We start from the raw sequence: 24,923 nt of genomic DNA on the forward strand, positions 1-24,923 counted from the left end.
TCAGAAGTACCAGGGGTAGGGAGACCAGTCCGGCTCACGCTTCTCGAGGAACGAGTCGCGACCCTCCACGGCCTCGTCGGTCATGTAGGCCAACCGCGTCGCCTCGCCCGCGAACAGCTGCTGCCCCACCAGCCCGTCGTCCTGAAGATTGAACGCGTACTTGAGCATTCGCTGCGCCTGCGGGGACTTGCCGTTGATCGTGCGCCCCCACTCGATGGCGACGGTCTCGAGGTCGGCGTGATCGACCACCTTGTTCACAGCACCCATCCGGTGCATGTCCTCGGCGGTGTAGGTGTCACCGAGGAAGAAGATCTCGCGAGCGAACTTCTGCCCCACCATCTTCGCCAGGTACGCGCTGCCGTATCCGCCGTCGAAGCTGCCCACGTCGGCGTCGGTCTGCTTGAAGCGGGCGTGTTCCCGGCTCGCCAGAGTCAGGTCGCAGACCACGTGCAGGCTGTGTCCGCCGCCCGCGGCCCACCCGTTGACGAGGCAGATCACGACCTTGGGCATCGTGCGGATCAGGCGCTGCACCTCGAGGATGTGGAGCCGTCCCGCGCGCGCCCGGTCCACGGTCTCGGCCGTGTCGCCGCTGGCGTACTGGTAGCCGGACCGCCCCCGGATGCGCTGGTCGCCGCCGGAACAGAAGGCCCACCCGCCGTCCTTCTCGCTGGGCCCGTTGCCCGTGAGGAGGACGGCGCCGACGTCGGAGGTCATCCGGGCGTGGTCGAGCGTGCGGTACAGCTCGTCGACGGTGCCGGGGCGGAAGGCGTTGCGTACCTCGGGGCGATCGAACGCGATGCGCACGGTGCCGTCGGTGACGTGGCGGTGGTACGTGATGTCCACCAGGTCCTCGAAGCCGGGGACCGCGGTCCACTGCTCGGGCTGGAACGGCGAGGTCTGATCGGTCACCCTCGACAGCCTAACGACGGACCGAATCGGACTCCGCGTTACCGTCGTCCGATGACCGACGATTCCCCCCACGGCGGATTCCCGAAGTTCACCAGGGCCACGCCGCCGCCGGACTACGGCCGGTTGATCGAGGCGTTGCGCACCGTCCAGGACCTCGCGGTGTCCACGGACCTGCCGGACGACCAGCTCGCCCTGGCCGCCGACCAGGCGGAGAAACTCGCTGCGACCATGGCGCCGTACGTGGTGCCGGAGGGTCTGTCTCCGGCGGGCCGCGCGCTGGAGCTCCCGGGCCGCGGCAGTCTGCTGATGCTGCCGTGGACCATCGAGAAATACGGCGCCGAGGGCGTGCGGTCCACCGGTGTGTTCCGCCGGTTCCATCTCGGCGGCAACGGCGCAGCCCACGGCGGCACGCTGCCGTTGCTGTTCGACGACCTCTTCGGGCTGATCCAGCACGCGTACGGTCGCCCGATCAGCCGCACCGCTTTCCTGCACATCGACTACCGCGCCGTGACCCCGTTGAACGAGCAGCTCGTCGCCGAGGGGCACGTGACGAAGGTCGAGGGCCGCAAGACGTTCATCGAGGCCCGGTTGACCAAGCAGGACGGCACGCTCGTCGCCGAGAGCAACGCCCTCATGGTGCAGTTGCTCCCCGGCCAGCAGTGACGGCGGCACCCGCTCCCGGGCTCGACGAGATCGTCGCGTCGGCCCACGTGCTGTCGCTGCCCATGCGCACCCGGTTCCGCGGCATCACGACGCGGGAGGTACTGGTGTTCTCCGGACCCGCCGGATGGGGCGAGTTCGGCGCCTTCCCCGAGTACGACGACGCCGAGGCGTCGGCATGGCTGCGTGCCGGCATCGAGATGGCGTGGCAGGGCGCGCCCGATCCGGTGCGGGACCACGTCGAGGTCAACGCCACCGTGCCCGCGGTGCCCGCCGCCGAGGTGCCCGCCGTGCTCGCGCGCTATCCCGGCACGCGCACGGCGAAGGTCAAGGTCGCCGAGAAGGGCCAGACCCTCGACGACGACGTCGCACGAGTCGAGGCGGTCCGGGCGCTCGTCCCCACCGTGCGTGTCGACGCCAACGGGGGCTGGACGGTCGACGAGGCCGAGACGGCCCTGCGCGCCCTCACCGAGAACGGTGACCTCGAGTACGCGGAGCAGCCCTGCGCGACGGTCGAGGAACTCGCCGAGGTGCGCAGACGCGTGCGCGGAGTGTCGATCGCCGCCGACGAGAGCATCCGGCGAGCCGAGGACCCGCTGCGCGTGGTGCGGGCCGGGGCCGCCGACGTGGCCGTCGTCAAGGTGCCGCCGCTGGGCGGGATGCGGGCGGTGCTGCGGCTCGCCGAGGAATTGGCGCAGTACGGCGTCCCCGTGGTCGTGTCGAGCGCCCTCGACTCGGCGATCGGCATGTCCGCGGGACTCGCTGCGGCGGCGGCCCTGCCGTCGAGTGCCGCGTGCGGCCTGGGCACCGGCGCACTGTTCGTCACCGACGTGGCCGAGCCGCGAGCACTCGTCGACGGTCGTCTGCGGGTCGACACCGTGGTCCCCGATGCGGATCGACTTCGCGAGCTCGCCGCCCCGGACGATCGGCGGACGTGGTGGCTGGAGCGTCTCGCCCGGTGCCATCCCCTCGCTCTGTTGTAGGGTCGCGCCGACCAGAAACCTTCTCCGAGAACGGCGTTTGCGCCCGACTCCAAACGACAGGATTGTTTTCCGTGGCATCACTGCAGACCACCCTCCTCGACGAGAACACCGCACCGGCCGTGCGCGCGGACGTCCGCGCGCTGATCGACGCCGAGGTCTCCGACAAGAAGGGCGCCTCCGGCCTGGCGGTCAAGGGCGGATACGGCGCCGTGAAGAAGGTGAGCCCCAGCGTCGTCGACGATGCGGTCGCCAAGCTGTGGCCGAGCTTCGTCGAGAAGCTCGACCCGTTCTGGCAGCGGTACCAGGCCGCGCCGACCGGCACGTTCGGTGAGTTCCTCGCCGCGAACGGTGACGAGGCGTCCGACGCGCTGCTGTCCGTCACCGACGCGCGCATCGACGAGACCAGCAAGTCGACCATCAAGAAGGCGTACTCCTCGCTCCGCCCGTCGGCGAAGAAGAACGTCACCGAGGCTCTCCCGCGCGTCGGCGCCCTGGTGCAGAAGTACGCAGCCTGACCCCCGTGCGCCTTTCGCGTATCCCCGGATGCGCGAAAGGCGCACGGAGGGCCGGATCGTCGATGATGGAGCCATGACTCCACGCAACGATCTCGCAGCCCTCACCAGTGGACGCAACTTCTGGAGCACCGAGCAGCAGGACGGGCTCCCGGCGATCACGCTGACCGACGGCCCGCACGGCGTGCGGATGCAGGCGAGCGACAGCGACATGTTCTCCGGACGACCCGCGACGTGCTTCCCGCCGGCCACCGCCACCGCGAGTACCTGGGATCCCGACCTGCTGCGGCGGATGGGAGAGGCGCTGGCCACCGAGGCCCGGTCGATGGACGTGTCCGTCCTGCTGGGACCCGGCATCAACATCAAGCGCAGCCCGCTCGGTGGCCGCAACTTCGAGTACTTCTCGGAGGACCCGTTGCTCACGGGCACGCTCGCCGCCGCCTACGTGCAGGGCGTGCAGAGCCGGGGTGTCGGCACCTCGCTCAAGCACTTCGCGGTCAACAGCCAGGAGACCGACCGCATGCGCGTGAGCGCAGAGGTGGACGAACGCACCCTGCGCGAGATCTACCTCCGGGCGTTCCAGCGTGTGGTGGAGCAGGCGCAGCCGTGGACCGTCATGTGCTCCTACAACCGCATCAACGGCGTCCACGCCTCGCGGAACCGGTGGCTACTGACGGACGTGCTGCGCGGCGAGTGGGGTTTCGAGGGCGCCGTCGTGTCCGACTGGGGCGCCGTCGTGGACCGGGTCGACTCGATCGCCGCGGGCCTCGACCTGACGATGCCCGGACCCGACGCTGCCGGTGACCAGCGGGTCGCCGACGCGGCGGAGTCCGGTGCGCTCGATCCGGGCGCTCTGGAGACGGCGGCGGCCCGCGTGCGCGCACTGGTCGAGCGCGCGCAGGACGCGAGCGGTTCCGTGGACGTCGATCACGATGCCCACCACGCGCTGGCCCGGGAGATCGCGAGCCGGGCGATCGTCCTGCTGAAGAACGACGGTCTGCTGCCCCTCGCACCGGGTTCCGGATCGATCGCCGTGCTCGGTGAGATCGCCCGCACCCCGCGCTACCAGGGCGGCGGTAGTTCGCAGATCACCCCGACCCGGTTGGACGACGCGCTGTCGGCGATCACCGCTGCCGCGCAGGGCGAGGTGGCGTTCGCGCCCGGGTACGACGCCGACCACGCGTCGACCGAGGAGACCGACGCCGACGACGGACTGCTGAACGAGGCCGTCGAGCTCGCTCGCACGCACGACATCGCCCTCGTCTTCGTCGGCAACGACCCCGAGACCGAGGGCATGGACCGCACCACGCTGACGCTGCCGGAAGGCCATCTGGCCCTGGTCGAGCGAGTGCGCGCGGTGAACGAGAACACCGTGGTGGTGCTGTCGAACGGCGGCGTGGTCCTGACGTCTCCGTGGGACACCGACGTCCCCGCGATCCTCGAGACGTGGCTGCTGGGACAGGCCGGCGGCGGAGCGATCGCCGACGTGCTGTTCGGCGTCGTGAACCCGTCGGGACGGCTCGCGGAGACCGTTCCGCTCCGGCTCGAGGACCACCCGTCCTACCTGGACTTCCCCGGTGAGCACGGGGTCGTCCGCTACGGCGAGGGCATCCACGTGGGCTACCGCGGCTTCGATGCGCGCGAGACCGACGTGTCGTACCCCTTCGGGTGGGGCCTGTCGTACACGACGTTCGAGTACGGCGACGTGACCGCGACGGTGGGGGAGCACGGCATCGACGTCACGGTGCCGGTGACCAACACCGGGGACCGGGACGGCCGGGAAGTCGTGCAGATCTACGTGTCCGCGCCCGACGAGGACGCGCACCGTGTTCCGCGTGAGCTCGCGGCGTTCGAGTCGGTCGAGATCGTCGCGGGTGCGACCGAGACCGTGACTCTCACCGTCCGGCGTGCCGACCTGGCGTACTGGGACACCCGGGTGTCGTCCTGGATCGTGGCGCCGGGCGAGTACGTCGTGGCCGCGGCGGCATCGTCGCGCGATCTCCGGAGCGTCGCGATCGTCTCCGTGACGGGCGACGACGTCCGCCTGCCGTTGACGGCCGAGTCGACCGTCACCGAGTGGCTGGACGATCCGCGCGGCGGTGACCTGCTGCGGGCGGCCGTCGACGACGGCGACGGACCGTCGGTGGCACAGGCGATGATGGGCAATCCGGAGACGGCAGTCTTCCTGTCGAGCGTCCCGCTCGCCCGCATGGTGGCCTTCGGCGACGGAACCCTGACACCCGATGTCGTCGCGCGGCTCGTGCAGGACGCGAACGGCTAACCGCGCCCGCGTGCCCGGGTGAACAGCGGGACCACCAGCAGCATCATGAACACCCGGAGCACCTGGGCCGCCACGACGAAGGTCACGTTCACGCTGCTCGCCGCCGCCAGCGCGAGCACCGCGTAGATACCGCCCGGCGTCGTGGCGAGGTAGGCCTCGTACGGGGTGATACCGGTGGTGCCCACCAGGATCAGGCCGAGCAGCGCGCAGCCCACCGCGATGGCGATGATCAGCAGTACTGCCCACGGGATGATGCGGCCGATGGACTTCAGGCTGTTGAGGGTGAACTGCAGGCCGGCCTGCCACCCGATGACGATGTAGACGAGCTGGAGCAGCAGAAACGGCACGCCGGCGTCGCCCGTCCACCCCAGCAGGTCCGCGGCACCGGAGATCAGCAACGGTCCGAGCAGGGCGGGTGCGGGCAGGCGGATAAGTCGGCCCAGCGGGATGCCCACCAGCAGGCACACCGCGATGAAGAGCGCGTCCGTCCAGAGCGGGGCGGAGGCGGTGTCGAGTGATCCGCCCTGTCCGGTGTCCGCCGAGAAGACCACCGTGGCGACGAACGGTAGCGACGCGGTGACCAAGAGCACCCGGACGTACTGCACCACGGCGACCACCCGCTCGTCGCCGCCCAGATCACGGGCGATCGCGACCATGCCGGACGCACCCCCGGCCACGAGTGCGAGGGCGCCGGTGGTGGCGTCGAGGTCACGATGCAGTCCGAGGAGAGCGCCGGCCGCGATGGACAGCACCAGGGTGCCGAGCGAGACGACCACCACCCAGATCCAGTCGGACCCCAGCGAGGACATCGTGTCCCGATCGAGCAGGGTGCCGATCTCGACGCCGAGCACGGCCTGCGCGCCCATCGACGCGGTGCGCGGAACCTTCCCCGGGCCCCATCCGCACAACGCGAACACCGTCGCCACGGCGAGCGCGACGAACAGCGCGGCCGACGGAACGCCGACCCGCTCCGCCAGGACGGCGACGACGACGGTCGCCAGAGCGAGCGAGGCCCAGCGCACCGCGCGCGAGCGGTCGAACGGGACCCGATCCGGACTCAAGGCCTGTCGGGGCGCTGGATTCGTCGCACGGCCGGGGGCATGCCCCACTCGTCGCGGCCGAGCCGGCTCAGCGGTGCGAGGGCGCCGAAGTCGGGCAACCCGTCCTCCGCGAGGAACTCCGGACGCACCGTGATCATCGTGACCGCGCCCATGACGACGAACGAGTTGCCCACCTCGACCACCTGGTGGAGCGTCGCCTCGATCGAGAGCGGGGACGCGACGACGCGCGGCGGGCGGACGGTCTCACTGGGCTCGCTCTCGAGGTCGACCGCGGTGTACTCGCTCACCGAGGCGTCGTAGTTCGCGGACGTCTGATTGATCTGCTCGAACAACGACTCGGTGGCGAGGTTGACGACGAACTCGCCCGTCTCCTCGATGTTCCGCAGGCTGTCCTTACGGCCGACCGACGTGAACTGCACCACGGCGGGTGCGCTGGAGGAGACGGAGAAGAAGCTGTACGGCGCCAGGTTCGGTACGCCGTCCGCGGAGACCGTCGACACCCACGCGATGGGTCTGGGCACCACTGACGTGGTGAGAAGCTTGTAATAGTCGCCGGCGTCCATGGTCTGCGGATCGAAGTGTGTGCGCACCGGTTCATCGTGCCAGGGCCGCGCGCGCCCTGGAGGCCGGCCGATCATTCAGGCAGGTCCGGCATCTGTGACACTCTGAAATGGTGAATCCGTCCACCTCTCAAGCCGCCGTCGTCGTCGACGAGATGATCCGCGGCGGCGTCCAGGACGTCGTGCTGTGCCCCGGATCGCGCAACGCGCCGCTCGCGTTCGCGCTCGAGGCCGCCGACCGTGCCGGTCGCGTCCGCCTGCACATGCGCATCGACGAACGCACCGCCGGCTTCCTCGCCATCGGACTGGCCGTGTCCGGCCGCCGACCCGTCCCGGTCGTGATGACGTCCGGCACCGCCGTCGCCAATCTCGGACCCGCCGTCCTCGAGGCCAACTACGCCCGCATTCCGCTGGTCGTGCTCAGCGCCAACCGCCCCTACGAGATGCTCGGCACCGGCGCCAACCAGACGGTCGAGCAACTCGGCCTGTTCGCGGGTCAGGTGCGCGCGACCATCAGCCTCGGTCTCGCCGAGGAGTCCGACCAGGTCAACAGCCAGTGGCGGTCGGCCGTGTGCCGCGTCCTGGCTGCCGCACGCGGTACGCGCTCGGGCAACGCCGGCCCGGTCCACTTCGACATGCCGCTGCGTGAGCCCCTCACGCCCGACCCGGCCGACTCCCGCCCCGCCCCGGAGGGACGTCCCGACGGCTCCCCGTGGACCACCACGCAGTACGCGACGCTCGACGTTCCGGTGGACCTGGACCTCTCGGTGGACACCGTCGTCATCTCCGGACACGGCGCCGCCTATCGGCCGGAACTCGCCGGGCTGCCGACGGTCGCCGAGCCGACCGCGCCCCTGCACGGCCACCCGCTCAACCCGCTCGCGCTCGGTGCGCTGTCGCCGCGCCAGGCCATCATCACCGGGCGTCCCACGCTGCATCGTCAGGTCTCGAAGGTGCTGGCCGACCCGGCCGTCTCCGTCATCGCTCTCACCACCGGACCCCGCTGGCCCGACGTCTCGGGCAACGTCGTGGCGACCGGAACGCGCGCGCTGGTCACCGGGACACCGTCACCCGAGTGGCTGCGTCGCTGTGCCGACGCCTCGGAGTCGGCCGATGCCGCGGTCCGCGGGCAGCTCGACTCGCTCTCGATTCCAACGGGTCTGCACGTCGCCGCCGCCGTGTCGTCGGCACGTCGGCCGGGTGACCTGCTCGTGCTCGGCGCCTCCAATCCGGTGCGCGACATGGCACTGGTCGGCTACCCGGCGGAAGACGTCCGGGTGCTGTCCAATCGCGGTGTGGCGGGCATCGACGGCACCGTCTCCACCGCGGTGGGCGCTGCGCTGGCACACGACGGCCGCACCATCGCGTTGATGGGGGACCTGACGTTCCTGCACGACGCGTCCGGACTGCTCATCGGCACCGGGGAGCCCCGACCGCGAGACCTCACCATCGTCGTCGCGAACGACGACGGTGGCGGCATCTTCGAACTGCTCGAGCAGGGTGATCCCCAGTACGCGGGCGTCTTCGAGCGCGTGTTCGGCACTCCGCACGGCATGGACCTCGCGGCGCTGTGTGCCGCCTACCGGATCCCGCACCGGCGGGTCGATCCCGACGAGCTCGCGAAGCTGCTCACGGGGCACGCCGAGGGCACCCGGGTGCTCGAGGTGACCACCGATCGGTCCGGCCTCCGCGATCTGCACGCCTCGATCCGCGCTGCCCTCTAGGCCCTGTCGGCGAGGTACTCCCGTGCCTGCTTGCTCTCGGAGTGCACCATCTTGCCGATCATCTCGGTGACCATGCCCTCGATCTTGCCGCCGACGAACGGGACCTTCACCTCGGCCGTCCCCTTCAGGGTCAGGCGCGATCCGGTGCCGTGAGGCACCAGTTCGAACGTTCCGCGCACCTTCGAGGTCAAGCCCGTCGATCCGCCTTCGAGCGTGCCGTTCGCACGGTCGCCTTCGAGCGGTCCCCAGCTGTCCTTGCGCGTGATCACCAGGTCGCCGCGAATCACCTTCCGGACGAACCCCGGCAGCACGGACGCGCCGACCCCCTCGGAGATCACCACGTCGAAGCCGCCGTCGGGCCGGTGCGAGTACTCCACGCTGGCCCGGTCGGAGACCTCCTTGGTTCGCTTGTCCCACAACGCTTCGTCCGTCAAGGCGGAGTGCGCCTGCGCCGGTGTCACGTCGAAGTCCTCGGTGTAACTGAATTTCCGCCCCATGGCGGGAGACGTTACTCGGCGTACCGCTGCCGACGTCCTGCGTGGTGCGGTCGCTAGCCTGTCCTGGTGAACCCCGTCGTCCCGAGTCCGGCCGGTGCCGAGATGTCCGGTGGCGACATGCCTGCTGTCGAGAACTCCGAGGCGGACGAGGCCCCCGTGCGGCGCCGCTCGCGCGTTCCCACCGTTCTCCTGGTGATCGCCACCGTCGTTTCGGTGCTCGCGGTCCTGTTGGTGCTCGCGGCGTGGCGCAACGACCACACCATCTCCTCGGACGAGGGCGTCGCCACGGCCGAGGTGCTGTCGGCCGGACGTCTGCGCTCGGCGGTGAGCTTCGTGACTCCCGACGGCGAGATGCACAATCCCAAGCTCGGAGTGCTGTACCCGACCAACCTCGTCGCCGGTCAGCGCATCGACGTCGAGTACTCCCGCAGCGATCCCGACCTGGTGCGGGTCGCCGGCCGCGACGCCTCGGTGGCCGTCGTGCCCGCGCTCTCCGTCATCGTCGTCACGTGGCTGATCGCCGGCCCGTCGATCCTCTACCTGCGGCGCCGCGACGCGCGCGTCTGACCCGGTACCGGAGGGTTCGCCCGGGGTTCGCCCGCTGGTCACGTCGCCCTCGCATCGCGGTCGTCGCGGCGCGGAACAGTCCACGGTGTGCGCATAGCCGTGGTCGCTGAATCGTTCCTGCCTCACGTCAACGGTGTCACCAACTCGATTCTCCGTGTGCTCGAGCATGCGGAGTCCGCAGGTCACGACGCCATGATCGTCGCGCCGGACACGCCGGCCGGGGTGCCCGCGGCACCGACCTCACACGGCTCGTTCCCGGTTCTGCGAGTGCCGTCGGTGATGGTCCCCAAGGTTAGTTCGCTGCCCGTCGGCGTGCCGAGCCCCGGTATGACCGCCGCGCTGCGCTCGTTCGCGCCCGACGTGGTGCACCTGGCATCGCCGTTCTCGCTCGGTGCCGGTGGCCTCGCGGCCGCGCGGAGGCTGGACGTCCCGGCCGTCGCCGTCTATCAGACCGATGTCGCCGGGTTCGCCGAGAGTTACGGTCTCGGGTTGACCTCGCGTGCCTGCTGGGCGTGGACCCGCCGGATCCACAAGGGCAGTGCCCGCACCCTCGCACCGTCGACGTCGGCGATGGACGCACTCGCCGCGCACGGCATCCCCCGCGTGCATCGCTGGGGTCGGGGAGTGGACACCGTGCGCTTCGCGCCGTCGTCGCGGAACGCGGAGCGTCGTGCGCAGTGGGACGCGGGCGACGCGCTGGTGGTGGGCTTCGTCGGCCGGTTGGCACCGGAGAAGCACGTGGAACGCCTCGCGGTACTCGAGCGGACACCGGGCGTGCGCGTGGTGATCGTCGGTGACGGTCCGGAGCGCGCACGGCTCGAGGCGCTCATGCCGTCCGCGGTGTTCACCGGTCAGCTGGGCGGGCAGGCCCTGTCGGAGGCCTACGCGTCCTTCGACGTGTTCGCGCACCCCGGTGAGCACGAGACGTTCTGCCAGACCGTCCAGGAGGCGCTCGCGAGCGGTGTCCCGGTGATCGGACCCGACGCCGGCGGTCCCCGCGATCTGGTGAGCCACTGCCGCAACGGGTACCTGCTGCCCGTGGATCGGTACGAGGAGTTGCTGCCGAGCGCCGTGCAGGCCCTCGCCGACCCCACCACGCGTGCGAGGTTCGCCACGTCCGCGCGCAAGTCCGTCCTGCATCGCACCTGGCCCGCGCTGTGCAGCCAGTTGATCGGCCACTACGAGGCGGTCATCGGCACCTCGGACGTCGGACGGCGGACGACGGCGGCCTAGGTGAGTGCGCGGCCCACGTACTGTTCAGGTGTGGCAGCACACGGCTCCAGAGCGCAACTGGACAAGCAACCGCACGACGTCGCGTCCATGTTCGACGGAGTCGCGAAGCGGTACGACCTGACCAACACCGTCCTGTCCTTCGGGCAGGACCGCGGCTGGCGGCGCGCGACGCGCGACGCGCTCGCGCTGAAGCCCGGGGAAGCGGTGCTCGATCTCGCGGCCGGGACCGGAGTGTCCACGGAGGAACTCGGCCGGTCCGGCGCCTGGTGCGTCGCCACCGACTTCTCCAAGGGCATGCTCCGCGCGGGCCTCTCGCGCGGCGTCCCGATGATCGCGGGCGACGCGATGCACCTGCCCTACGGCGACGACGTGTTCGACGCCGCCACCATCTCGTTCGGTCTCCGTAATGTGGCCGATCACAACGCCGGCCTCGCCGAGATCCTGCGGGTGGTCCGGCCCGGCGGACGGTTGGTGGTGTGCGAGTTCTCCACACCGGTCTTCCCGGCGTTCCGCACCGTCTACATGGAGTACCTGATGAAGGCGCTCCCGGCCGTGGCCCGCACCGTCAGCAGCAATCCCGACGCCTACGTCTACCTGGCGGAATCCATTCGCGCCTGGCCGGACCAGGCGGAGCTCGCGCGGCGCATGCAGTCCGCGGGATGGGGCCGCGTGCAGTGGCGCAATCTCACGGGCGGCATCGTCACCTTGCACAGCGCCGTGAAACCGGTGTACTGAAAGATACGGAGAACGCACCTATCGGTGTTCGTACCGTGTCCGGATACGGCATGATCTGCGCATGCCCGTACCGGATTGGCTGCCCTATGCCACCCTCGCTGCCTCGGCCGTCGCCGCCGGCGGGGCCGGTTGGGCCGTCAGCACCACGCGCATGCACCTCACCAGGGAGACGCGCCGCGCGCGCGAGCTGCGCACCATCCGCGCCGAGCTGACCCACGATTCCGGTCGCCAGGCCGTCGAGACGTCGCTGGTACGCGACCAGGTCACCGAGCGCTACCAGGAATTGTCGGTCGCGCTGACCACCTTCCAGCGGGTCTGGATCGACGCCGTACGTCGCCGGACCGCCCCCGACGCGACCGCACTGCCGCCGGGTGCCGACGACCTGCAGGCCGACGTCGACGCCGCCTATCAGGAACTGCTGCGCATCTCGACGATCACCGTCGTCGTGGCCCGCCAGCGCGTCGCGCCGCTGCTCGAGATGCTCATGTCGCTCGATCTCCGGGTGCTGGTGCCCTACTCCACGACGGGCGCGATGCCAGGTCCGGCCGTCGAGCGGCTGAACCGTGAGCACGGGTTCCTGATCGAGATCCAGCGTCTGCTGCGCGACGCCGTGCGCGCCGACCTCGGTCTGCTCGACGCCAACGACCTCGGCCTGTTGATCATGGACACCAAGCGCGTCGTCGACACCCTCTCGCCGGACCGCCGGTCGATCGGCTTCGGCGCCACCGAGCGCCGCATGGTGGAGTACCTGGCCGAGTTCGGGGTGCGGGTACTGGCGGGCGGCAACGAGCGCGACTACACGATGGAGGCGGACCGTTTCGCGTTCTACCAGGCCAAGGACCCGGCGCTCGCCGGCGCGGTCGAGGCCATCCTGGCGCTGTACGGAGCCGAACTGTCCCTCGCCGTCCACGCCGGACTCGACGAGCAGGCACGGCTCCCCGTGCTGCAACGCGTCGTGGCGTCTCTCGAGTGCGGCTTCCGCGATCGCGACGGGATACTTCTGCCGGACGGCACCACCGTGTACGCCTTTCGACCGGGACGCTGACCGGCTCCTGAGGCAGCCGGGCACTCTCAGGAGAACGGTGGCCGGTCGTCCACCTTCAGCGACGTCGATCCCGCGGCCCGCCAGGCGCGCGCGACCACGTCGCGATCCTCGTCGGTGATGAGGTTGCCCATCACCCGCACGGCGACGGTCATGATCGCGCGCGACCGCATGCCGATCGGCCCCGTGGCGGGCAGGAACCGCGGCACCGTCAGCAGTCCCGCGAGGCGACGAGCGACCGAGAAGCTCTGCCCGTAGTGCTCGCGGAGCACCGCCGGCCACACCTGCGTCAGGTCTGCGCCGTCCAGGTGTTCGGCGATCAGTCGACCACCCTCGAGTCCGTAGTCGATGCCCTCACCGTTGAGCGGATTCACGCAGGCCGCCGCATCGCCGACGAGCGCCCAGTTGGGGCCCGCCACGTCCGACACCGCGCCGCCCATCGGTAGCAGGGCGGACTGCACGCGGCGCACGCCGCCGCTCAGGCCCCACTCGGACTCCCGTTGTGACGCATAGAGATTCAGGAGAGGTCGCAGCGCGCCGGCAGCCGGGCGCTTCGAGGTGGCGAGCGTCCCCACCCCCACGTTCACCTCGCCGGTGCCCTCGTCGTTCACGCCCAGCGGGAACACCCACCCGTAGCCGGCCTGCAGGGTGCCCTCCTCGTCGCGGAGCTCGAGGTGCGAGGTGATCCACTCGTCCTCACTGCGGTCACTCGTGACGTACGCCCGCGCCGCGACCCCGAAAGCGGTGTCGCGGTGCCACGTACGGCCGAGGATCTTGCCGAGCGGCGAGCGCACCCCGTCCGCCACGATCAGCGTGCGACAGGCCACGGCGACAGGGCCGTCGGCGGTGTCGAACATCACCTCGGTGACCCGCCCGCTCACCAGCACCGCATCGACGGCCTTGGCGTTCTCCATCATCACCGCGCCGTCGTCGACGGCCACCCGGCGGATCCGGTCGTCCAACTCGGTACGCGGTACCGCGGAACCGATGTCGGGCAGTGAGCCACCCGGCCACGGCAGCGTGAGTTCCTGACCGAATCCGGTGAGGCGTAGGCCACGATTGATCGCCCGCGAGCGCACCCAGTCACCGAGTCCCAGCTCGTCGAGCTCGGCCACGGCACGCGGCGTGAGTCCGTCACCGCAGGTCTTGTCGCGCGGGAACGTGGCGGCGTCCGCGAGAATCGTGTCGTGACCAGCTCGTACGGACCAGGCCGCGGCGGCGCTGCCCGCGGGTCCCGCTCCGACGACGAGAACGTCGGTCACGCGTCGAGTTCCCGGTGTCACACCCTGTGCGCGTCCATCCGTCATCGTTCCATCTTGCAGGCACGATAGGTTGGAGGCAGACGCGGCGCCGAGGCCCGGAGCCGCGCGAGGTGTTCGACGACGAGAAATGGGTGCGAGCGCGGTGACCGAGACGAGTGCGAGTGGGGCCACCGTGGTGGCGGGCGTGGATCTCGGGAACGCGGAGTTCGCGGAGATCGTGCGCGCGGCGATGGCCGAGGTCGAGAGCCTGCTCGTGACCGAGCTGTCCGACGGTGAGGACTTCCTCACCGAGGCGGCGCTGCACCTCGCCAAGGCCGGCGGCAAGCGGTTCCGCCCGCTGTTCACCATTCTCACCGGTCAGCTCGGCCCCAAGGCGTCCAGCCCGGACATCGTCACCGCGGCCACCGTGCTCGAGATGGTGCACCTCGCGACGCTGTATCACGACGACGTCATGGACGAGGCCGCCATGCGCCGCGGCGTGGAGTCCGCCAATGCGCGCTGGGGCAACAGCGTCGCCATCCTCGCGGGCGACTATCTCTTCGCACACGCGTCGCGCCTGGTCTCGACGCTGGGCCCCTCCGCCGTGCGTACGATCGCCGAGACGTTCGCCGCGCTGGTCACAGGCCAGATGCGCGAGACGATCGGCAGCAAGCCCGATCAGGATCCGGTCGATCACTACCTCACCACGGTGTGGGAGAAGACGGGTTCGCTGATCGCGACGAGCGGTCGCTTCGGCGGCACGTTCTCCGGGGGCGACGACGAGCACATCGAGCGCCTCGAGCGTCTCGGCGACGCGGTGGGCACCGCGTTCCAGATCTCCGACGACATCATCGACATCTCGTCCGCCGCGTCGGACTCCGGCAAGACGCCGGGCACCGACCTGCGCGAGGGCGTCCACACGCTGCCCGTGCTGTTCGCGCTGCGCGACGAGGGTGCGGACGGCGACCGGCTCCGCCACCTGCTGCGCGGTCCCATCACCGACGACGCGGACGTGGCCGAGGCGTTGACTCTGCTGGGTCGTTCGCCGGGCATGGCCAAGGCACGCGAGACGCTCGACACCTACGCCCAGCGGGCGCGCACCGAGCTGGACGCTCTGCCGCAGGGCCCGGCCAACGACGCGCTGCGCAAGCTGGTCGAGTACACCGTCGCCCGCATCAGCTGACGGGAACTACCCGCGTCACCTCGGTCGTTGGTCGTGCAGGAAGCACTGCGGCGAGAGGATCGGCGACACACGATGAAGTTCGCGAACGGCATGAAGACGTTCGGCCTGATGGTCGGGATGTCGGCTCTCATCGTCTTCATCGGCGCTCTGTTCCAGAACTCGACCATCCTGGTGGTCGCGGTCGTCCTGGCCGTCGGCATGAACGGGTACGCCTACTTCAACAGCGACAAGCTGGCGCTGAAGTCGATGCACGCCCAGCCGATCACCGAGGTCGAGTACCCGCGCATCTTCGCGATCGTCCGCGAGCTGGCCACCGCGGCGCATCAGCCCATGCCGCGGCTCTACATCAGCCCCACCAACGCCCCCAACGCGTTCGCCACGGGACGCAACCCGCGCAACGCCGCGGTGTGTTGCACCAGCGGCATCCTGGCGCTGCTGAACGAGCGTGAGCTGCGCGCGGTCCTCGGCCACGAGCTCTCGCACGTCTACAACCGCGACATCCTCATCTCGTCCGTGGCGGGCGCCATGGCGGCCGTGGTGTCCGGACTCGCGAACTTCGCGTTCTTCGCGAACGTCTTCGGCGGGCGCGGGAACGGGCAGGGCGCCAACCCGCTGGCCCTGCTGCTGGTGTCGATGCTCGGACCGATCGCGGCGTCACTGGTGAAGCTGGCCGTGTCGCGCTCGCGGGAGTACCAGGCGGACCAGTCGGGTGCCGAGCTCACCGGCGACCCCCTGGCGCTGGCCTCCGCGCTCCGCAAGCTGCAGAGCGGCACCCAGGCCGCCCCGCTGCCCCCCGAGCCGCGCCTCACGGCCCAGTCGCACCTGATGATCGCCAACCCGTTCCGGGCGGGTGACCGCGCGAGCAAGCTGTTCTCCACGCACCCGCCGATGGAGGAGCGCATCGCCCGCCTCGAGCGCATGGCGGGGCCCTACCGCTGAGTCAGCGGTAGTTGACGAACTGCAGGGCGATGCCGAAGTCCTCGCCCTTGAGCAGCTGCTGAACGGCCTGGAGGTCGTCACGCTTCTTGCTGCTCACCCGCAGTTCCTCGCCCTGGATCTGCGCCTTGACGCCCTTGGGGCCCTCGTCGCGGATCTTCTTCGAGATCTTCTTGGCGTTCTCGGTGGTGATGCCCTGCACCAGCGTGCCGGTGATCTTGTAGGTCTTGCCCGACTGCACGGGATCGCCGTCGTCGAAGGCCTTGAGCGAGATGTCGCGTCGGATGAGCTTCTCCTTGAAGACGTCCAGGGCGGCCTTCGCGCGTTCCTCGGCCTCGGCGGTGATGACGATGGCCTCGTCTCCGGACCACTCGATGCTCGCGCCGGTGCCGCGGAAGTCGAAGCGGGTCGACAGCTCCTTGCCGGCCTGGTTCAGAGCGTTGTCGACCTCCTGGCGGTCCACCTTGCTCACGACGTCGAACGACGAATCAGCCACTGACAACACTCCTTCGTGCGTGATCGGTACGGTGCCGACGGTAGCGTGTCCAGCCGGTTTGCCATCGAGGGGTGCGGTCGTTGTATTCTGCGTATCGCACCTGGAGCGGTCACTCGACGAGTGTCCGGCGCCATGGAGCATCCCGGCAGATTGCCCGAGCGGCCAATGGGAGCGGACTGTAAATCCGTCGGCTTATGCCTACGTAGGTTCGAATCCTACATCTGCCACACCCGACGAGACCCCGGCGAGAATCCTCGCCGGGGTCTCGTCGTCGGGGTGGGGGCAGGCGGCATGCGAAACGCCGCGTGCAACTCGTTCACCAGGCAATTTGGCGAGCGGTCTGACCCCTGTGTAATGTCTTCGAAGGCTTCGACGTGCACCTCGTGTGCGCCGATCCTGCCCCCTTAGCTCAGTCGGTAGAGCGTTTCCATGGTAAGGAAAAGGTCAACGGTTCGATTCCGTTAGGGGGCTCGCGGGACCGAGCGCCGGCCGGCGTCCGGCACCGAGGCGGTGTAGCTCAGTCGGTAGAGCAAACGACTCATAATCGTTGTGTCGCCGGTTCAAGTCCGGCCATCGCTACTCGACAGAGGACTCCGCCGCTGCTGCGCGCAGTGGGGTCCGGTATTCATGACCGACGCAGCACCCGTATCGCGCTCTACCCGAAAGCAGGCATCGACGTGGCCTCCTCCACTGACGTTCGGCCCAAGATCACCTTGGCGTGCGAGGTGTGCAAGCACCGTAACTACATCACCAAGAAGAATCGCCGCAACGATCCCGATCGCCTCGAGATCAAGAAGTTCTGCCCGAACTGCGGAACTCATCGCGCGCACCGCGAATCTCGCTGATCATTCGCACAGCAGCGCTGCCCCGGCACAGTCGCCGTGGCAGCGCTGACGTGTGTCCAGGTGCCGGTGACCCAGTCGGCTCGGCGCCGTCCGTCTCGAACTCGCCCGACAGAGCCGTCCGGACTGTCTCTCGTCCCACGCTCGGGTGTCCCGTGGTGAGTTCCACATCATTCTCGGGGGAGTCGACGACGTGACAGTCACCGCAACCGCAACCGACCGGGGCGACACGCCTGCCGTCGACCCGGCGGTGCACACCGCCAGCATGGTCGGGCACCACTACCGCATGCCCGACTTCTACGAGATCGGGCGCGAGAAGGTGCGCGAGTACTCACGGGCCGTGCAGAACGATCATCCCGCGCACTCCTCGGAGGACGCCGCGGCCGAGCTCGGGTACGAGCATCTCGTCGCACCGGCCACCTTCATCTCGGTCGTCGGCATCATCGCGCAGAAGGCCATGTTCGACGAGGTCATCACCGGGTACGACCTGTCGCAGATCATGCAGGCGGATCAGCGTCTCGAGTTCCACCGTCCGATCGTGGCGGGGGACCGCCTGACCGTCGACGTGAGCCTGGAGTCCTTCCGCCAGATGGGTGGAAGCGACATCATCATCACGAAGAACATGGTCACGGACGAGGCCGGCGAGGACGTCATGACGTCCTGGACGACACTCGTGGCGAAGACCGGCGGCGGTTCCGATCAGGACGCGCTGGAGATGGCGAAAGGTGTCATGAAACATGACTCGTAAGCAGTTCGACCAGGTCACCGTCGGCGACGACCTTCCCGAGCGCACCTACGAGCTCACCCGCGGTGACCTCGTGAACTACTCGGGCGTCTCCGGCGACCCGAACCCGATCCACTGGAGTGATCCGGTCGCGCGCACGCTCGCCGGACTCTCGGACGTCGTCGCCCACGGCATGCTCACCATGGGACTCGGCGCCGGTTTCGTCACCGACTGGTCGGGTGATCCGGGCGCCATCACCGAGTACAACGTGCGCTTCACCAGCCCCGTGCTGGTCAAGGAGACCGAGCCGGCCAAGGTCGACTTCACGGGTCGCATCAAGTCGGTCGACGCGGACACCCGCAAGGCCGTCGTCGCCATCACCGCGAAATACGAGGGCAAGAAGATCTTCGGTCGCGCCGTCGCGACCGTCCAGCTCGCGTGATCCGGCTCTCCGATCGCCGACTCGAGTCAGCGATTTCGGGGGCGTCCGTGAGTGCAGTACACTGAGATCTCCGGGGTCGTACAGCGCTGTGCGCTGTCCGTCGCCGGTACGACCGGATTTCGATCCGGCCGAAGGGGCGTAGCTCAATTGGTAGAGCAACGGTCTCCAAAACCGTAGGTTGCAGGTTCAAGTCCTGTCGCCCCTGCCACGTTCGCAAGCGGTGCTTCGGACAGTGGTCATGCAGAGCATTCGAGTGCAGACACCCTGCCGACGACCGAGAGGAACGACGTGAGCGATCAGCGCGGCGCGCGCGACAGCAGCTCCGACGGTTCCGAGGATCTCGGTGCGGACGATGCTGTCGTCGCCGACGATGCTGCTGCCGCCCACGATGCCGCCGGGTCGAGCCGGCCCTCCGGCAAGCGCGCAGCCCGCCGGACCCGGTCCGCGGACGATGCTCCGTCGCTGATCAAGGATGGTGCCAAGACCACCGCCGGCAAGTCCGTCGCCACCGCCTCTCGTGTCGAGGGCCGCACCCGCGCCGAAGCGACGCCGAAGATGAACATCTTCAAGCGGCTCCGCAAGTTTCTGCGCGAGGTCGTCGCCGAGCTGCGCAAGGTCATCTGGCCCAACCGCAAGCAGATGGTCACCTACACCGCTGTGGTGTTGGTGTTCGTGACGTTCATGGTGGCCTACATCAGTGGGCTGGACCTGGCGTTCATCAGGGGAGTGCAGTGGCTGTTCGGCTGACGCCGGACACACAGGTCCGCACGACCACCCCGAGTACGACCGGAACGATTACAGGAAGCGAGTGCCTTTCGTGAGCACGCCCCATAACGACGCCACCGAAGTGGCCGCCTACGACGCTCAGGTCGAGGCGACCAAGCAGGGCCTCGAAGCGGAGCAGGCCGCACAGGACCGCGAGACCGACGAGGCCATCGCGGCCGACGTCGCTGCCGCCACCGGTGACACCGACGAGTCGGAGACCGTCGACGCCGATGCGGACGCCGTCGTCGCCGACGACGCTCCCATCGACGCGGAGCCGGTCGACCCCGTCGCCGAGATGAAGGCTGCGCTGCGGCGCGCCCCCGGCGACTGGTACGTCATCCACTCGTACGCCGGATACGAGAACAAGGTGAAGACCAACCTCGAGACCCGCGTCCAGAACCTCGACGTCGGTGACTACATCTTCCAGGTGGAAGTTCCCACCGAGGAGGTCACCGAGATCAAGAACGGCCAGCGCAAGCAGGTCAACCGCAAGGTGCTGCCGGGCTACATCCTGGTGCGCATGGAACTGAACGACGAGTCCTGGGGTGCTGTCCGCAACACTCCCGGTGTCACCGGCTTCGTCGGCGCCACGTCGCGCCCGTCCCCGTTGACCATCAACGAGGTCGTCAAGTTCCTCATGCCGCAGGAGGACAAGAAGAAGGCCACCGCGGGCGCCATCACCGGTGCCGAGGGTGCGGGCGAGACGTCGTCGAAGCCGACCATCGAGGTCGATTTCGAGGTCGGCGAGTCCGTCACCGTCATGGACGGCCCCTTCGCCACGCTTCCCGCCAGCATCAGCGAGGTCAACGCCGAGCAGCAGAAGCTCAAGGTGCTGGTGTCCATCTTCGGCCGCGAGACTCCGGTCGAGCTGGGCTTCACCCAGGTCGCGAAGATCTAGGGCGCTCAGAACCCCCCACAACTTGCAGGCAGTACCGCAAGACATCCGAGAACCACGCAACAACCTAGGAATCACAGATGCCCCCCAAGAAGAAGAAGCTAGCCGGGATCATCAAGCTTCAGATCCAGGCCGGTCAGGCCAACCCGGCACCGCCCGTGGGCCCCGCCCTCGGTCAGCACGGCGTCAACATCATGGAGTTCTGCAAGGCGTACAACGCCGCGACCGAGTCGCAGCGTGGCAACGTCGTGCCGGTGGAGATCTCGGTCTACGAGGACCGGACCTTCGACTTCAAGCTGAAGACCCCGCCTGCCGCCAAGCTGCTGCTCAAGGCAGCCGGCGTCGCCAAGGGTTCGGGCGAGCCGCACAAGACCAAGGTCGCCACGGTGACCATGGACCAGGTGCGCGAGATCGCCAAGACCAAGGCCGAGGATCTGAACGCCAACGACATCGACCAGGCCGCGAAGATCATCGCCGGCACTGCTCGCTCGATGGGTATCACGGTCGAAGGCTGAGCCACAGGCTCACCAGCTCCACAGCATCACGTGGGAGAGCCGGCCAGGCTCGTCAACCACGCTCCGAACAACGAACGGACATCATCATGGCAAAGCGCAGCAAGGCCTACGAGGCCGCAGCAGCGAAGATCGATCAGGACCAGCTCTACTCGCCGCTCTCGGCGGCGAAGCTGGCCAAGGACACCGCGTCGAGCAAGTTCGATCCGACCGTCGAGGTCGCGATGCGCCTCGGCGTCGATCCCCGCAAGGCGGACCAGATGGTGCGCGGCACCGTCAACCTGCCCCACGGCACCGGTAAGACCGCCCGCGTCATCGTCTTCGCCGCAGGCGCGAAGGCCGACGAGGCCGTCGCCGCCGGTGCGGACGAGGTCGGCGCAGAGGACCTGATCGAGCGGATCCAGGGCGGATGGCTGGAGTTCGACGCAGCGATCGCCACCCCTGACCAGATGGCCAAGGTCGGCCGCATCGCCCGCGTTCTCGGACCGCGTGGCCTGATGCCGAACCCGAAGACGGGCACGGTCACCAACGACGTGACCAAGGCCGTCGGCGACATCAAGGGCGGCAAGATCAACTTCCGCGTCGACAAGCAGGCCAACCTGCACTTCGTCATCGGCAAGGCGTCGTTCGACGACGCCAAGCTGGTGGAGAACTACGGCGCAGCCCTGGACGAGATCCTGCGTGCGAAGCCGTCGTCGGCCAAGGGCCGTTACGTCAAGAAGATCACGGTCTCGACCACCACCGGACCGGGCATCCCGGTGGACCCGAACCGTACTCGGAACCTCCTCGAGGACGACGCGACCGCCTGAGTCACTCGCAGCACCGAAGAAGGCCGGCACCCCGTGGGGGTGCCGGCCTTCGTCGCGTTCTCAGGCCTTGGCGACGTTCGTGAGAATCGTGTCGACCACGCGGTCCACCAGGGCGTTCGGGATGTCGTGCGCCATGCCGTCGACGAGCACCAGCTCGGATCCGACCACGTGGCGCGCGATGGCCTTCCCGCCGGCGGGACGCACGAGGGGATCCGCCGTGCCGTGGATGACGACCGTCGGCGCCGTGATCCGCTTCGTGTACTTCGCGAGGCTCCCGGTTCCGGTGATCGCCGCGAGCTGACGGACGATGCCGGCCGGGTAGTAGCCGCGGTCGTACGCCTCGGTCGCGTCGGCGACACGTTCGTCCCGCGTGGTGGGGAACTGCTTGCTGCCGATCGTCTGGAACGTCGTCGCCTGGTGTTCGATGATCTGCTCGCGCGTCGCGTTCTTGGGCGGCGGCTTGAGCAGCGGCGCGAGCGCGCGGACGTCCGGCGGCGGCAGGAACGCCTCGTTGGTGCTGGAGAAGAGGATGGAGACCGAGCGGATGCGCTCCGGGTGCGACCCCGCGACCACCTGCGTGATCATGCCGCCCATCGAGGCGCCGACGATGTGGGCCGACTCGATGCCCAGGTGGTCGAGCAGGCCGACGGTGTCCTCGGCCATGTCCACCACCGTGTACGGAACCGAGCTCGACTGCCCGAGTTCGTGGCGGACCAGTCGCAGCAGGATGTTCCCCGTGACGCGCTGCCCGTCGAGCTTGCCCGAGAGTCCGATGTCTCGGTTGTCGAAGCGGATCACGCGATAGCCGGCGTTGATCAGCTTGCGGCAGAACGGCATCGACCACGTGAGCAGCTGGCAGCCCAGTCCCATGACGAGCAGGATCGGCGGGTTCTCGATGTCGCCCATGTCCTCGTAGGCGATCTCGACCGCGCCGACCGAGGCGGTGCCGGTACGGACCTCGACCTCGACCTCGGTCTCGGAACGGCCGGTCTCGGGTGTGCCTGTCATACGTGGATCTCCTTACCAGCCGGGCTCACCGAGCAGCGGCAACGTGATGAAACTGGGGTTCGTCGGGTCGAGGTCGACGTCCTGCGCTCGCCATCGGGTGCGGAGGCGATCGGGCAGGATCGGCACGAATCGAGGCGCGTCGGCCGCGAAGATGTCGAGTCGCAGGCGGTGTCCGGGGTGCAGGACCGCCTCGGTCGAGAGTAGTTCGATGTCGAGGACGATCGGTTCGCCGGGGACCACGGGGAGCAGTGACTCGCGCGTGAGCGGGTGGTGGGCCACCAGGTAGTCACCCGACTCGGTGCGGATGCTCTCCTCGTCGTCGATCGCGCGGCGCGACGCCAGCAGCGCACCGTTGGTGAGCACGGTGGGAGTGCCGTCGGGGGCGACGTCGCACAGCATCACGGCCCACATCGACTCGCGGGCGCGCGCGACGGTGCGGACGTGGACGTTGGCGGGGCCCGAGTAGACGACGGTGGTCATGACGGGAGGCGTGGTGAACGTGAGCGCGTCACCCTCCGCGAAGCGGTTGTCGTAGGTGAAGCCGCCGCCGAGAACGGCCGGAACACCGGCCAGCACCTGCGTGGTGTCGCGGGAGACGACGGTGCGGAACCCGGGCTTCACCGTCAGACGGGCCGTGTCGGTCGGCGCCTCGAAGTGCAGGGACCCGTCGTGCCGGCTGTGCGACGCGGTACCGGACGAGTCGGCGCTCAGGTAGAGGCGCCGAGCCACGGCGGCGGGCGCGGGGAACCGGCCGTGCGCTTCCCACCCGCCGCCCTGCTGACGCAGCGTGACCGGTCCGTAGCGGTCGATACCGTTGTCGATGCCGCGCAGCCACTTGTCGAACCAGGCGCGTTCGAGCACGTCGAGTCGCGGCGGGAACCCGGGTTCACCGAAGCCGATCCCGGGGTTGCCGTGGTACCCGTCGCCCACCAGAAGTTGCTTGCGCCCGCGTTCGACGGTGAGTCGGTTGTACATGTCGGGTGCCGCGCCGCCGAAGATGTCGTGCCAGCAGCCGTAGAGGAACGTGGGGACCGCGATGTCCTCGATGGTGGGATCGATGGTGTCGAAGGACGGGTCGTCGTAGATGCGCGGGTCCGAACCGGTGAGGAACCCGTTCACCAGATTGCTGATGTTCGTGGCGGGGGACCGTACGCGATCCGCGAGCCAGCCGACTCCGCCGCGTCGCAGGATCTGCACTGCCGGAACCCATTTGAGGGTGTTCACGGCGGTGAGCCACAGGGGGATGAAGAGCGACGGTGCGCCGCCGGTGGCGAAGATCTCGCGGACGATGTCCTCGGATCCCTCGACGGCGAACACGGCGTCCGGTCCCGCGCTGCCCGCGGCGGCGGCCTGCAGGGAATTGATGGCGGAGTAGGAGATGCCGGCCATGCCGACGCGCCCGTCGCACCACGGCGACGCCCGGATCCACTCGAGGATCTCCAGGGTGTCGAGTTGTTCACGCGGGCCGAGGGTGTCCCACACGCCGGACGAGGAACCGGTGCCGCGCGCGTCGATGATGACCTGCACGTAGCCGCTACGGACGAGATGGCGGTTCACGGTGAGCAGATCCGCCGCACCGCCCGCGACGACGCGGGTGATCTCGGAGATGCCGTCGAACGGGGTTCCCGAGAGGTCGACGGAGCGGGACACGCGACGCAGCGCCGGCCCGAGCACGGGTGCTGCGAGGAGTGCGTCGATCGAGTCGAGCAGGACCGAGTTGTACGGGGTGATGTTCAGGACGACGGGGAAGCGAGAGGAGACGGATCGTCCACTCGCGTCAGCAGGGGACACGACGATGGCGCGGAGAACGGCTCCGTCCGTCATCGTGACGGCGGCGCCGCGGTCGATGTGCACACGGGGGAACTCGGGAGCGGACTCCACGAGTTCTGCCCATGCTCGGCCGTCGGCGCCGCCGGTGGGATCACGGTGGAAGGGCGAGACGACGTGCTCGGGTTGCACCAGTGCATGGGCCGATGTCGTCGTCATGAACGTCGAGTCAACCTCATTGCTGTGACACGCGGTACACAACACGCCATTCCCGGCCCTTCGACAACGACGAGGGCACGTCGTCGTTCGATGTCACCAGGTGAGTGCGCTGCTACTTGCCGCCCTCGGGGGTTCCCTCGCTGTCGCTGAAGAAGGCCCACTCGCCGTCGTGCTCCACTTCGAGGCGCCAGCCGAGTTCGGCGTCGTCGGACTTGCTCTCCTTGAACCAGGTGTGGGCGTCGGTGGAGTTGGGGATCTCCTTGGTGGCGACGACGGATCCGGTGGGGTCGAGTACGCGATAATTGGCCATGAGCACCGTG

27 protein-coding genes and 4 tRNA genes are annotated in these 24,923 nt (G+C 69.0%); 22 read left to right on the top strand and 9 right to left on the bottom strand.

Annotation, left to right across the window (positions count from 1 at the left end; all coding sequences use genetic code 11):
• Entirely contained in the window at positions 1-909 is a 909-nt protein-coding gene (locus tag BR07_RS0105295) for a 1,4-dihydroxy-2-naphthoyl-CoA synthase (protein WP_373425200.1), read from the bottom strand.
• A 51-nt stretch (positions 910-960) separates the two neighbouring features.
• Here BR07_RS0105295 and BR07_RS0105300 point away from each other — a divergent pair, with 51 nt between their 5' ends.
• The 4 genes from BR07_RS0105300 (at position 961) to BR07_RS0105315 (ending at position 5,345) form a co-directional block, all read left to right on the top strand.
• Positions 961-1,572, top strand: coding sequence for a PaaI family thioesterase (locus BR07_RS0105300; RefSeq protein ID WP_027504536.1), 612 nt, complete (start codon positions 961-963; stop codon positions 1,570-1,572).
• Entirely contained in the window at positions 1,569-2,552 is a 984-nt protein-coding gene (locus tag BR07_RS0105305) for an o-succinylbenzoate synthase (protein ID WP_027504537.1), read from the top strand. Before BR07_RS0105300 ends, BR07_RS0105305 begins: the two co-directional genes overlap by 4 nt.
• A 71-nt stretch (positions 2,553-2,623) precedes the next feature.
• Entirely contained in the window at positions 2,624-3,067 is a 444-nt protein-coding gene (locus BR07_RS0105310) for a DUF6918 family protein (protein WP_037184699.1), read from the top strand.
• 73 nt (positions 3,068-3,140) lie between these two features.
• Complete coding sequence (locus tag BR07_RS0105315) at positions 3,141-5,345, top strand: glycoside hydrolase family 3 C-terminal domain-containing protein (RefSeq protein WP_081821115.1); 2,205 nt, start codon at positions 3,141-3,143, stop codon at positions 5,343-5,345.
• Here BR07_RS0105315 and BR07_RS0105320 read toward each other — a convergent pair.
• The gene (locus tag BR07_RS0105320; protein ID WP_081821116.1) at positions 5,342-6,406 is read right to left on the bottom strand and encodes an AbrB family transcriptional regulator; all 1,065 of its coding nucleotides are present in this window, start codon (positions 6,404-6,406) and stop codon (positions 5,342-5,344) included. The two genes, BR07_RS0105315 and BR07_RS0105320, sit on opposite strands and share 4 nt — an antisense overlap.
• Positions 6,403-6,996, bottom strand: a complete 594-nt coding sequence (locus BR07_RS0105325) for a flavin reductase family protein (protein WP_027504541.1) — start codon at positions 6,994-6,996, stop codon at positions 6,403-6,405. The genes BR07_RS0105320 and BR07_RS0105325 overlap by 4 nt, the downstream gene beginning before the upstream one ends.
• An 83-nt stretch (positions 6,997-7,079) precedes the next feature.
• Here BR07_RS0105325 and menD point away from each other — a divergent pair, with 83 nt between their 5' ends.
• On the top strand, positions 7,080-8,690 hold the full coding sequence (gene menD / locus BR07_RS0105330; protein ID WP_027504542.1) for a 2-succinyl-5-enolpyruvyl-6-hydroxy-3-cyclohexene-1-carboxylic-acid synthase: 1,611 nt from the start codon (positions 7,080-7,082) through the stop codon (positions 8,688-8,690).
• Here menD and BR07_RS0105335 read toward each other — a convergent pair.
• Positions 8,687-9,187 (bottom strand): DUF2505 domain-containing protein, encoded by a 501-nt coding sequence (locus BR07_RS0105335; RefSeq protein ID WP_027504543.1) that lies wholly within the window; start codon positions 9,185-9,187, stop codon positions 8,687-8,689. The two genes, menD and BR07_RS0105335, sit on opposite strands and share 4 nt — an antisense overlap.
• 117 nt (positions 9,188-9,304) lie before the next feature.
• Between BR07_RS0105335 and BR07_RS0105340 the strand changes: the two genes are divergently transcribed.
• The 4 genes from BR07_RS0105340 to BR07_RS0105355 all read left to right on the top strand — a co-directional run bounded on the left by BR07_RS0105340 (position 9,305) and on the right by BR07_RS0105355 (position 12,767).
• Positions 9,305-9,754 carry a DUF3592 domain-containing protein gene (locus BR07_RS0105340; protein ID WP_051613160.1) on the top strand — a complete coding sequence of 150 codons (450 nt, stop codon included), beginning with the start codon at positions 9,305-9,307 and terminating at the stop codon, positions 9,752-9,754.
• 87 nt (positions 9,755-9,841) lie between these two features.
• Positions 9,842-10,987, top strand: coding sequence for a glycosyltransferase family 4 protein (locus tag BR07_RS0105345; protein ID WP_027504545.1), 1,146 nt, complete (start codon positions 9,842-9,844; stop codon positions 10,985-10,987).
• Between the two features lie 30 nt (positions 10,988-11,017).
• Positions 11,018-11,722: a demethylmenaquinone methyltransferase gene (locus BR07_RS0105350; RefSeq protein WP_027504546.1), complete on the top strand. Its 705-nt coding sequence runs from the start codon at positions 11,018-11,020 to the stop codon at positions 11,720-11,722.
• 61 nt (positions 11,723-11,783) lie between these two features.
• On the top strand, positions 11,784-12,767 hold the full coding sequence (locus BR07_RS0105355) for a hypothetical protein (protein ID WP_027504547.1): 984 nt from the start codon (positions 11,784-11,786) through the stop codon (positions 12,765-12,767).
• Positions 12,768-12,793: 26 nt separating this feature from the next.
• Here BR07_RS0105355 and BR07_RS0105360 read toward each other — a convergent pair whose 3' ends face one another.
• Positions 12,794-14,071: a geranylgeranyl reductase family protein gene (locus BR07_RS0105360; protein WP_051613089.1), complete on the bottom strand. Its 1,278-nt coding sequence runs from the start codon at positions 14,069-14,071 to the stop codon at positions 12,794-12,796.
• A gap of 82 nt (positions 14,072-14,153) precedes the next feature.
• On the opposite strand from BR07_RS0105360, the gene BR07_RS0105365 reads away from it, so the two are divergent.
• The gene (locus BR07_RS0105365; RefSeq protein WP_051613090.1) at positions 14,154-15,188 is read left to right on the top strand and encodes a polyprenyl synthetase family protein; all 1,035 of its coding nucleotides are present in this window, start codon (positions 14,154-14,156) and stop codon (positions 15,186-15,188) included.
• Between the two features lie 72 nt (positions 15,189-15,260).
• Entirely contained in the window at positions 15,261-16,127 is an 867-nt protein-coding gene (gene htpX / locus BR07_RS0105370; RefSeq protein ID WP_027504550.1) for a zinc metalloprotease HtpX, read from the top strand.
• Position 16,128: 1 nt separating this feature from the next.
• Here the strand turns inward: htpX and BR07_RS0105375 are convergent, their stop codons facing one another.
• Positions 16,129-16,620: a YajQ family cyclic di-GMP-binding protein gene (locus BR07_RS0105375; RefSeq protein ID WP_027504551.1), complete on the bottom strand. Its 492-nt coding sequence runs from the start codon at positions 16,618-16,620 to the stop codon at positions 16,129-16,131.
• 144 nt (positions 16,621-16,764) lie between these two features.
• On the opposite strand from BR07_RS0105375, the gene BR07_RS0105380 reads away from it, so the two are divergent.
• The 11 genes from BR07_RS0105380 to rplA all read left to right on the top strand — a co-directional run bounded on the left by BR07_RS0105380 (position 16,765) and on the right by rplA (position 21,609).
• Positions 16,765-16,847, top strand: a tRNA-Tyr gene (locus BR07_RS0105380).
• A 171-nt stretch (positions 16,848-17,018) separates the two neighbouring features.
• Positions 17,019-17,091, top strand: a tRNA-Thr gene (locus BR07_RS0105385).
• A gap of 35 nt (positions 17,092-17,126) precedes the next feature.
• Positions 17,127-17,199: transfer RNA gene (locus BR07_RS0105390), tRNA-Met, on the top strand.
• A gap of 98 nt (positions 17,200-17,297) precedes the next feature.
• A complete protein-coding gene (gene rpmG, locus BR07_RS27295; protein WP_027504552.1) occupies positions 17,298-17,465 on the top strand; it encodes a 50S ribosomal protein L33 in 168 nt (55 codons plus the stop codon).
• A gap of 190 nt (positions 17,466-17,655) precedes the next feature.
• Positions 17,656-18,210, top strand: coding sequence for a (3R)-hydroxyacyl-ACP dehydratase subunit HadA (hadA, locus tag BR07_RS23445; protein ID WP_051613161.1), 555 nt, complete (start codon positions 17,656-17,658; stop codon positions 18,208-18,210).
• Positions 18,200-18,628: a (3R)-hydroxyacyl-ACP dehydratase subunit HadB gene (gene hadB / locus BR07_RS0105405; RefSeq protein ID WP_027504553.1), complete on the top strand. Its 429-nt coding sequence runs from the start codon at positions 18,200-18,202 to the stop codon at positions 18,626-18,628. The genes hadA and hadB overlap by 11 nt, the downstream gene beginning before the upstream one ends.
• A gap of 132 nt (positions 18,629-18,760) precedes the next feature.
• Positions 18,761-18,836: transfer RNA gene (locus tag BR07_RS0105410), tRNA-Trp, on the top strand.
• A gap of 80 nt (positions 18,837-18,916) precedes the next feature.
• Positions 18,917-19,375, top strand: coding sequence for a preprotein translocase subunit SecE (gene secE / locus BR07_RS0105415; RefSeq protein WP_027504554.1), 459 nt, complete (start codon positions 18,917-18,919; stop codon positions 19,373-19,375).
• Positions 19,376-19,445: 70 nt separating this feature from the next.
• On the top strand, positions 19,446-20,291 hold the full coding sequence (nusG, locus tag BR07_RS0105420; protein WP_027504555.1) for a transcription termination/antitermination protein NusG: 846 nt from the start codon (positions 19,446-19,448) through the stop codon (positions 20,289-20,291).
• Positions 20,292-20,368: 77 nt separating this feature from the next.
• Positions 20,369-20,803, top strand: coding sequence for a 50S ribosomal protein L11 (gene rplK, locus BR07_RS0105425; RefSeq protein WP_027504556.1), 435 nt, complete (start codon positions 20,369-20,371; stop codon positions 20,801-20,803).
• Positions 20,804-20,889: 86 nt separating this feature from the next.
• The gene (gene rplA / locus BR07_RS0105430) at positions 20,890-21,609 is read left to right on the top strand and encodes a 50S ribosomal protein L1 (RefSeq protein WP_027504557.1); all 720 of its coding nucleotides are present in this window, start codon (positions 20,890-20,892) and stop codon (positions 21,607-21,609) included.
• Positions 21,610-21,669: 60 nt separating this feature from the next.
• On the opposite strand, the gene BR07_RS23450 is transcribed toward rplA, so the two are convergent.
• From BR07_RS23450 to BR07_RS0105445, 3 genes are all read right to left on the bottom strand, one after another.
• On the bottom strand, positions 21,670-22,515 hold the full coding sequence (locus BR07_RS23450; RefSeq protein ID WP_051613162.1) for an alpha/beta fold hydrolase: 846 nt from the start codon (positions 22,513-22,515) through the stop codon (positions 21,670-21,672).
• Between the two features lie 114 nt (positions 22,516-22,629).
• Positions 22,630-24,603 (bottom strand): CocE/NonD family hydrolase, encoded by a 1,974-nt coding sequence (locus BR07_RS0105440; RefSeq protein ID WP_027504558.1) that lies wholly within the window; start codon positions 24,601-24,603, stop codon positions 22,630-22,632.
• A 112-nt stretch (positions 24,604-24,715) separates the two neighbouring features.
• Positions 24,716-24,913 (bottom strand): hypothetical protein, encoded by a 198-nt coding sequence (locus BR07_RS0105445; protein ID WP_027504559.1) that lies wholly within the window; start codon positions 24,911-24,913, stop codon positions 24,716-24,718.
• Between the last annotated feature and the right edge of the window lie 10 nt (positions 24,914-24,923).

Origin of the sequence: Rhodococcus sp. UNC23MFCrub1.1, from assembly GCF_000686025.1 — a bacterium.
Lineage (GTDB): Bacteria > Actinomycetota > Actinomycetes > Mycobacteriales > Mycobacteriaceae > Rhodococcoides.